Below are 8,156 nucleotides of genomic sequence, written 5' to 3' on the forward strand. Positions count from 1 at the left end.
CGGTGCTACGGCACCGTCGCGCAGACGTTTTCGCCTGTGGGTCACCGGCCTTGACACCCCGCCCTATCTGACGGACAGTCAGAAATCTTCGCGAAATGAGTGGGAACCGGCCCGGCGGCGGCGGTGTACCAGAAGTGTCAACGCATTGCGGCACGAGATGACGAGGGGGCGATGGTGCACAGCGAGCAGGGGGTGAGCGAGGGCCAGGGGACCTCTGGAGGCTCAGGAGTTTTTGACGACCAGGGCAGCCGGGGCGACCAAGGCAGGCGGGACGACCAGGCAAGCCCTGGCGACGCGGGCGACCTGGAGAAACGGCTGAAGGCCTATGAGGGACGGCCCTCCGCGGTCGCCGGCCTCGGCAAGGACCCCGTCAACGCGCCCATGATCCGGCACTGGTGCGAGGCGATGGGGGACACCAACCCGGCGTATGCGGGCCCGGACGCCATCGCGCCGCCCACCATGCTCCAGGTGTGGACCATGGGCGGGCTCTCCGGCCACAGCGGCCACATCGGCAGGACCGAGGCGTACGACGAACTCCTCGCCCTTCTCGACGAGGCGGGCTGCACCTCGGTCGTCGCCACCGACTGCGAGCAGGACTACGTGAGAGCGCTGCGGCCCGGTGACGAGGTCACCTTCGACGCGGTGATCGAGTCGGTGTCGGAGCGCAAGACGACCAAGCTCGGCACCGGGTACTTCGTGACGACCCGCATGGACGTGACAGTGGGCGAGGAGCTCGCCGGCACCCACCGCTTCCGCATCCTCAAGTACGCCCCGGCACGTCGGCGGGAGAAACCTCCGCGCCCCCGTCCCGTCGTCAACCGCGACAATTCCGGTTTCTGGGAGGGCATCCGGCACCACCGGCTGCTGATCCAGCGCTGCACCGGCTGCGGCACCCCGCGCCATCCCTGGCTGCCCGGCTGCAACACCTGCGGCTGCCCGGAGTGGGACACGCTCGAAGCGAGCGGCGAGGGGACGGTTTATTCGTACGTCGTCCTGCACCACCCGCCCTTCCCCGCTTTCGCCCCTCCCTACGCGGTCGCCCTGATAGAGCTGGCGGAAGGCGTCCGGATGATCAGCAACGTGGTCGGGGTGCCGCACGACGAAGTGCGGATCGGTCAGCCGGTCCGGCTCGAATTCCAGCAGTGCGACGAGGAGTTGGTGCTGCCCGTCTTCCGCGTCCGGGAGGAGAAGTCCTAGAACCCATGAACCCCACGAACCCTATGAACGCCACTCCCCCCAAACCGGAACCCCATACACCCCGTGAACCCGAATCCCGTGAACCCGAACCCCATGCACATGGACCCCGTGAACCCGAACCCCATGCACATGGACCCCGTGAACCCGAACCCCATGCACATGGACCCCATGCACATGGACCCCATGCACCCCGTGAACCTTTGAAACCCGGTGACGAACTCCCACCGCTCCGGATCCCGATCACCCGAACCCTCGTCGTCGCCGGAGCCATCGCCTCACGCGACTACCAGGACGTCCACCACGACGCCGAACTGGCCAGGCAGAAGGGCTCCCCCGACATCTTCATGAACATCCTGACGACGAACGGCCTGGTGGGGAGGTACATCACGGACCACTTCGGACCACGGGCCACCCTCCGCAGGGTGGCCATCAGACTCGGCGCCCCCAATTACCCCGGGGACACGATGGTGTTGACGGGCACGATCGAGGACGTGGCCGACGACACCGCGACCGTCCACGTGGTCGGAACCAACGCCATGGGCAGACACGTGACCGGCACCGTGACGGTCACCGTCCGGGAGAGCGAGGCGGGATGAGCGTACGCACCCGCGACACTCTCGGGGGACGGGCGGCGATCGTCGGCGTCGGGGCGACGGAGTTCTCCAAGGACTCGGGACGCAGCGAGCTGCGCCTCGCGGCGGAGGCGGTGCGGGCGGCACTCGACGACGCAGGGCTGCGGCCGGCCGACGTGGACGGGATGGTCACGTTCACGATGGACACCAGCCCGGAGATCACCGTGGCCCAGGCCTGCGGGATGGGCGAGCTGACCTTCTTCTCCCGCATCCACTATGGCGGCGGCGCGGCCTGCGCGACCATCCAGCAGGCGGCGCTCGCCATCGCCGCGGGCGTGGCCGAGGTGGTGGTCTGCTACCGCGCCTTCAACGAGCGGTCGGGGCGCAGATTCGGCTCCGGCGTGCAGCACCGGGAGCCGTCGGCCGAGGGGGTGGCGCTCGGCTGGTCCCTTCCCTTCGGGTTGCTCACGCCGGCCTCGTGGGTGGCGATGGCGGCACAGCGGTATCTGCACACCTACGGCCTGACCACGGAGGCCTTCGGGCACGTCGCCGTCATGGACCGCAGGTACGCGGCGACCAATCCGGCGGCGTACTTCCACGGCCGGCCCATCACCCTCGCCGACCACGCGGCCTCCCGCTGGATCGTCGAACCGCTGCGGCTGCTGGACTGCTGCCAGGAGACCGACGGCGGCCAGGCGCTCGTCGTCACCTCGGTGGAGCGGGCCCGCGACCTGCCCCACCCGGCCGCCGTCGTCGCGGCGGCCGCCCAGGGCGCGGGCCGGGCACAGGAGCAGATGACCAGCTTCTACCGCGACGACCTGACCGGCCTGCCGGAGATGGGCGTGGTGGCCCGCCAGCTCTGGCGGACCTCCGGATGCACCCCGGCCGACATCGACGTGGGGATCCTGTACGACCACTTCACACCGTTCGTGCTGATGCAGTTGGAGGAGTTCGGGTTCTGTGCAAAAGGAGAGGCGGCGGACTTCGTGCACCGGGCCGCGCTGCCCCTCAACACCCACGGTGGTCAGCTCGGGGAGGCGTATCTGCACGGTATGAACGGCATAGCGGAGGGAGTACGGCAGCTTCGCGGCACGGCGGCCAACCAGATACCGGGCGCCGAGCGGATCCTGGTGACGGCGGGGACGGGGGTGCCGACGTCGGGCCTGTTGCTCGCCGGCGACGGATGAACCGGCGTTGTTCACGGCCGACGGATGAACTGGCGTTGTTCACCGCCGACGGTTGAACCGCCGTTTCTTACCGCCGACGGATGAACGGGCGCGGGGAGGCGTGCACCCCCAGGGGTAAACCCGCAGTAGGCCGGGCCCGCTCGTCCACCTTCAGGAGGTGCAGCCAGCACCACCCCTACAACCTGAGACGGATTCTTCTTCGGGACCTACGGCCGATGAGCCGAAGGCACCACCGCTCATAGCGTGGAGCCATGACCACACTCGTCTGCACCAGCGCTTCGAAGGCCGCCACACCGGCGACGCAGACCCTTCCGTACCCCTCTTTCTCGTCGTACGTGAAGGCCCGCCAACCGGTGCTGCTGCGTACCGCCCGGTCGCTGACCGCGAACCCGTGCGACGCGGAGGATCTGCTGCAGACCGCCCTGACCAAGACGTATGTCGCCTGGGAGCGGATCGAGGACCACCGCGCCCTGGACGGCTATGTGCGCCGGGCGCTGCTGAACACGCGGACGTCGCAGTGGCGCAAGCGCAAGGTCGACGAGTTCGCGTGCGAGGAGCTGCCCGAGCCGACGGAGGCGGCGCCCGCCGGTGACGACCCGGCCGAGCAGCAGGCGCTGCACGACGCGATGTGGCGGGCGATCATGAAACTGCCCTCCCGGCAGCGGGCGATGGTCGTCCTCAGGTACTACGAGGACCTCAGTGAGGTGCAGACGGCCGAGGTGCTCGGAGTGTCCGTGGGCACGGTGAAGTCGGCGGTGTCCCGGGCGCTGGGGAAACTGCGCGAGGATCCCGAGCTGGTGGTGGTCCGGTAGTGCCGGACCAGTACCGTCTTCACAGATCGACCGCAACGTGACCTGATCGATCACTCTTTCCTAGTGACATACCGCGCGGTATGCGCGCAGACTTTGCGCAGCCCTTACCACCGCCTAGGCAATGTCGCCCCGGGAGGACACCGTGCTGAGCACGATGCAGGACGTACCGCTGCTGATCTCGAGAATCCTGAGCCACGGATCGACGATCCACGGCACATCACAGGTGATCACATGGACCGGTGAGGGTGAGCCGCACCGGCGCTCCTTCGCCGAGATCGGCGACCGTGCGGCCCAGTTGGCCCACGCGCTGCGGGAGGACCTCGGCGTCACGGGCGACGACCGCGTGGCGACGCTGGCCTGGAACAACGCCGAGCACGTCGAGGCCTACTTCGCGATCCCCTCCATGGGCGCGGTCCTGCACACCCTCAACCTCCGCCTCCCTCCCGAGCAGCTGGTGTGGATCGTGAACCACGCGGCCGACCGGGTCGTGATCGCCAACGGTTCCCTGCTGCCGCTGCTCGCCCCGCTGCTTCCGCACCTCAAGACGGTGGAGCACGTGGTGGTGTCGGGTCCGGGCGACCGTTCGCTGCTCGCGGGCGCCGACGCGGTCCAGGTGCACGAGTACGAGGACCTCATCGCCGGGAAGCCGACCACGTACGACTGGCCGGAGCTGGACGAACGCCAGGCCGCCGCGATGTGTTACACCTCCGGCACCACGGGTGACCCCAAGGGTGTGGTGTACAGCCACCGTTCGATCTACCTGCACTCCATGCAGGTCAACATGGCCCAGTCGATGGGCCTGACGGACGAGGACACCTCGCTCGTCGTGGTCCCGCAGTTCCACGTCAACGCCTGGGGTCTGCCGCACGCGACCTTCATGACCGGCGTGAACATGCTGATGCCGGACCGCTTCCTCCAGCCGGCCCCGCTCGCCGAGATGATCGAGTCCGAGAAGCCGACGCACGCGGCCGCCGTGCCCACCATCTGGCAGGGCCTGCTCGCCGAGCTGACCGCCAAGCCCCGCGATGTCTCCTCCCTCACCCAGGTCACCATCGGCGGCTCGGCGTGCCCGCCCTCGCTGATGGAGGCGTTCGACAAGCTGGGCATGCGGGTCTGCCACGCCTGGGGCATGACGGAGACGTCCCCGCTCGGCACGATCGCCCGCCCCCCGGCCCATGCCGTGGGCACGGAGGAGGAGTTCGCGTACCGACTGACCCAGGGCCGTTTCCCGGCGGGCGTCGAGGCCCGCCTCTCCGGCCCCGGCGGCGAACGACTCCCCTGGGACGGTGAGTCGGCCGGCGAGCTGGAGGTGCGCGGCGCCTGGATCGCCGGCGCCTACTACAACGGCCCCGGCGGCGAACCCCTGCGCCCCGCCGACAAGTTCAGCGAGGACGGCTGGCTCAAGACCGGTGACGTCGGCACCATCAGCGCGGACGGCTTCCTCACCCTCACCGACCGCGCCAAGGACGTCATCAAGTCCGGCGGCGAGTGGATCTCCTCGGTGGAGCTGGAGAACGCGCTGATGTCCCACCCGGACGTCGCCGAGGCGGCCGTCGTCGCCGTACCCGACGACAAGTGGGGCGAGCGCCCGCTGGCCACGGTCGTCCTCAAGGAGGGCTCCACCGCCGACTTCGAGACGCTGCGCGCCTTCCTCGCCGACGAGGGCCACATCGCCAAGTGGCAGCTCCCGGAACGCTGGTCGATCGTCGAGGCGGTACCGAAGACGAGCGTGGGCAAGTTCGACAAGAAGGTGCTGCGCAAGCAGTACGCGGAGGGCGAGTTGGACGTCACGCGACTCTGACCGACGTCCGGAGCAGCCCACGGGCGCTCACGTCCGGAGCAACCCACGGGCGCTCACGTCCGGAGCAACCCACGGGCGCTCACGTCCGACGAACACAGGCGCAGACCGGGCGGGGCCGGAGCCACAGGGGCCCTGGCCGTCGAACACACGGGCGCGCCGGGCGGGGCCCACGGTCCCCGCCCGGCGCACGCGCAGATACCTCGTACGCGGGAAGCCGTCACCGCCAGCTCAGCAGCCGTACGTCGGAGCAGCGCACGCCCGAGCGGTCGGAGCAGCGCACGCCCGAGCGGTCGAAGCAGCGCACGCCCGAGCGTCGACGCAGCTCACCCCATACGTCGGAGCAGCTCACGCCGTACGGCGAACGGCTCACCGCCGTACCGAAGTGGTCACCCATCCCAGCACCAGCCACACGCCCGCCACCGCGCACACCCCGCCCCACCCGAAGTGGTGAACGCCGGGCCGGCCAGGGTCGAGGCGATGGCGCCGCCGGCGAAACCGGCCACGACGTAGGCGGCGTTGGCGGTGGCCGGGGTGGAGGTGGTGGTGAGGGCGAGGGTCTGGTTGGCGACGTGGGAGGCCACCAGGGCCGCGTGGACGGCGATCGCGGCCACGGACAACGACACCATCACGTGCCCGCCCAGCCAGAACAGCGGTACGGACGCGGCGGCGAGGAGATACGCGGACCGTACGACCTTGGCGGCGCCGAAGCGGTCGACGAAGCAGCCGGCCAGCGGTGCGACCACGCTCGCGGCAGGCCCGAACAGGCCGAAGAGCCCGGCGGTCGCGGTCGAGAGGCCGTAGCCCGCCGCGTCCTCGCTCGTCAGCAGGAGTGCGAGGGAGGTCCACAGGGCGCTCCAGGCGCCGTACAGCCCGGCCTGGCGGACGCACGCACGCCACAGGTCGGGCGAGTGGCGGACGACGGACGGCAGGGCGGTGAGGCCCGAGAACAGGGAGCCGGTGCGCGGGGCGCGGTGCTCGACGGGCAGGGCGTAGGCCGCCGCCGTCCCGCAGATGCGCCGCATCCTCACGGGCCCGGAGGACGCCGACCGCGCCCGCCTGCGCGCCTCGATCAAGGAGGCGGCGCGCAGGCTCATCGCACCCTAGGCGTGGACTGGCTGGTCGGCTAGTTGGTCCCGATCCGGGCCAGCAGATCCACGATCCGCGCCTGCACCTCGCTGCTGGTGGACCGCTCGGCAAGGAAGAGGACGGTCTCCCCCGACGCCAGCCGCGGCAGGTCCGCCTGGTCGACGGCGGCCGTGTAGACGACGAGCGGCGTGCGGTTGAGCTGCCCGTTCGCGCGCAGCCAGTCCACGATTCCGGCCCGCCGCGGATGAACCTGCATCAGATCCATCACCACGAGATTCGGCCTGAGCTGCCCGGCGAGCGTCACCGCGTCGGCATCACTCGCGGCCCGGGCCACCTGCATCCCGCGCCGCTCCAACGTGGCGGTCAGCGCGAGCGCGATCTCCGCGTGCTCCTCGATCAGCAGCACGCGCGGCGGATGCTGTTCCGTGTCACGCGGCGCGAGCGCCTTCAGCAGTACGGCGGGATCGGCGCCGTACGCCGCCTCGCGCGACGCCTGCCCGAGCCCGGCCGTCACCAGGACCGGCACCTCCGCGGCAACGGCGGCCTGCCGCAACGACTGCAGCGCGGTCCGGGTGATCGGCCCGGTCAGCGGGTCGACGAACAGCGCGGCGGGGAACGCCGCGATCTGCGCGTCGACCTCCTCGCGCGAGTGCACGATGACCGGCCGGTACCCACGGTCGCTCAGCGCCTGCTGGGTCGTGACGTCCGGGGCGGGCCACACCAGCAGCCGCCGCGGGTTGTCGAGCGGCTCCGGCGGCAACTCGTCGTCCATCGGCTGCGGCCGCGGGGTGTCCGCGATCTCGACGGCCCCACCGGGACCGTCCAGCGGCTCGGGCCCCTCGGCGGCGTTCTCGTCGGGCGCCCCTATGGCGTACGACCGCCCGTTGCCCTCGGTCGCCCCCGCGAGCCGCGACTGCCCGGCGAGCGAGGGCTGGGACTGCGGCTGTACGGCGGACTGCTCGGCCGACGGGTGCGGACGGGCCGTCTGCTCGGGCGCCGCCGCGGCGGGGTCGGGCCGCGTACCTAGCTTGCGGCGCCTGCCGGAACCGCCCGGCTGGTTCGGGGGAGGCGTGGCAGACGGCAGCGGTCCGACCGCCGAGTTCTGCTGCACCTGCACCGCCTGCCGATTGAACGGCACACCCTGCCCCAACGTCCGCACGCTGATCGCCCGCCCCTGCGTGGAGTTCGGGTCCACGGGCGCGGAGGCGGCCTCGGCGGGGAGCGGTTGGGCGGCACGGGTGTGGGTGGCGGTGGTGGCTACGGTGGGCCCGTTGACCACGTGTGCCCCGTTGGTCCCGCCAGCCCCGTTGGCCCCGTTGTTCTCCGGGGGGAGAGGGGTGCCGGGGTGAGGCCGCGGAGGTTGCGGTGCCTGTGCGGACTGCGGGCTCTGTGGGGCTGCCGGGGCCGGAGGTACGGGAGTGGGGGCGGCGGCACCGTTCGGCGGTACGACGGGCATGGCGGCGCCGGTGCTGTCGTCGGCGGCGGGCCATGGCTGGGGGAC

Annotated in this window: 6 protein-coding genes and 3 pseudogenes; 6 read left to right on the forward strand and 3 right to left on the reverse strand. The window is 70.9% G+C overall.

Annotated features, from left to right (window positions below; all coding sequences use genetic code 11):
• The first annotated feature begins 171 nt into the window (after positions 1-171).
• From KUM49_RS02475 to KUM49_RS02495, 5 genes are all read left to right on the forward strand, one after another.
• On the forward strand, positions 172-1,197 hold the full coding sequence (locus tag KUM49_RS02475) for a bifunctional MaoC family dehydratase N-terminal/OB-fold nucleic acid binding domain-containing protein (protein ID WP_217234970.1): 1,026 nt from the start codon (positions 172-174) through the stop codon (positions 1,195-1,197).
• Between the two features lie 200 nt (positions 1,198-1,397).
• On the forward strand, positions 1,398-1,793 hold the full coding sequence (locus tag KUM49_RS02480) for a MaoC family dehydratase (RefSeq protein WP_217234971.1): 396 nt from the start codon (positions 1,398-1,400) through the stop codon (positions 1,791-1,793).
• Positions 1,790-2,956, forward strand: coding sequence for a lipid-transfer protein (locus tag KUM49_RS02485; protein WP_217234972.1), 1,167 nt, complete (start codon positions 1,790-1,792; stop codon positions 2,954-2,956). The genes KUM49_RS02480 and KUM49_RS02485 overlap by 4 nt, the downstream gene beginning before the upstream one ends.
• A 251-nt stretch (positions 2,957-3,207) precedes the next feature.
• Positions 3,208-3,768 carry a SigE family RNA polymerase sigma factor gene (locus KUM49_RS02490; RefSeq protein WP_217234973.1) on the forward strand — a complete coding sequence of 187 codons (561 nt, stop codon included), beginning with the start codon at positions 3,208-3,210 and terminating at the stop codon, positions 3,766-3,768.
• 121 nt (positions 3,769-3,889) lie between these two features.
• Positions 3,890-5,569 (forward strand): long-chain fatty acid--CoA ligase, encoded by a 1,680-nt coding sequence (locus KUM49_RS02495; RefSeq protein WP_217234974.1) that lies wholly within the window; start codon positions 3,890-3,892, stop codon positions 5,567-5,569.
• A 217-nt stretch (positions 5,570-5,786) separates the two neighbouring features.
• Here KUM49_RS02495 and KUM49_RS02500 read toward each other — a convergent pair whose 3' ends face one another.
• Complete coding sequence (locus KUM49_RS02500; RefSeq protein ID WP_217234983.1) at positions 5,787-5,963, reverse strand: hypothetical protein; 177 nt, start codon at positions 5,961-5,963, stop codon at positions 5,787-5,789.
• Positions 5,936-6,576: pseudogene (locus tag KUM49_RS02505) on the reverse strand (hypothetical protein); the annotation flags it as partial. The gene KUM49_RS02500 and the pseudogene KUM49_RS02505, both read right to left, overlap by 28 nt.
• On the opposite strand from KUM49_RS02505, the pseudogene KUM49_RS47975 reads away from it, so the two are divergent.
• A pseudogene (locus KUM49_RS47975) lies at positions 6,566-6,673 on the forward strand (TetR/AcrR family transcriptional regulator); the annotation flags it as partial. The pseudogenes KUM49_RS02505 and KUM49_RS47975 overlap by 11 nt on opposite strands.
• Before the next feature lie 19 nt (positions 6,674-6,692).
• Here KUM49_RS47975 and KUM49_RS02510 read toward each other — a convergent pair.
• Positions 6,693-8,156 (reverse strand): annotated as a pseudogene (locus KUM49_RS02510) (nickel transporter); the annotation flags it as partial.

This window comes from Streptomyces sp. AC555_RSS877, from assembly GCF_019049245.1.
In the GTDB taxonomy this organism is placed as follows: domain Bacteria; phylum Actinomycetota; class Actinomycetes; order Streptomycetales; family Streptomycetaceae; genus Streptomyces.

What these genes read in the sequence shown, in the direction of transcription:
- KUM49_RS02475 (WP_217234970.1), top strand. Translation starts at nt 172, where the DNA reads ATGGTGCACAGCGAGCAGGGGGTGAGCGAGGGCCAGGGGACCTCTGGA.
- KUM49_RS02485 (WP_217234972.1), top strand. Translation starts at nt 1,790, where the DNA reads ATGAGCGTACGCACCCGCGACACTCTCGGGGGACGGGCGGCGATCGTC.
- KUM49_RS02490 (WP_217234973.1), top strand. Translation starts at nt 3,208, where the DNA reads ATGACCACACTCGTCTGCACCAGCGCTTCGAAGGCCGCCACACCGGCG.
- KUM49_RS02495 (WP_217234974.1), top strand. Translation starts at nt 3,890, where the DNA reads ATGTCGCCCCGGGAGGACACCGTGCTGAGCACGATGCAGGACGTACCG.
- KUM49_RS02500 (WP_217234983.1), bottom strand. Translation starts at nt 5,963, where the DNA reads ATGGGTGACCACTTCGGTACGGCGGTGAGCCGTTCGCCGTACGGCGTG.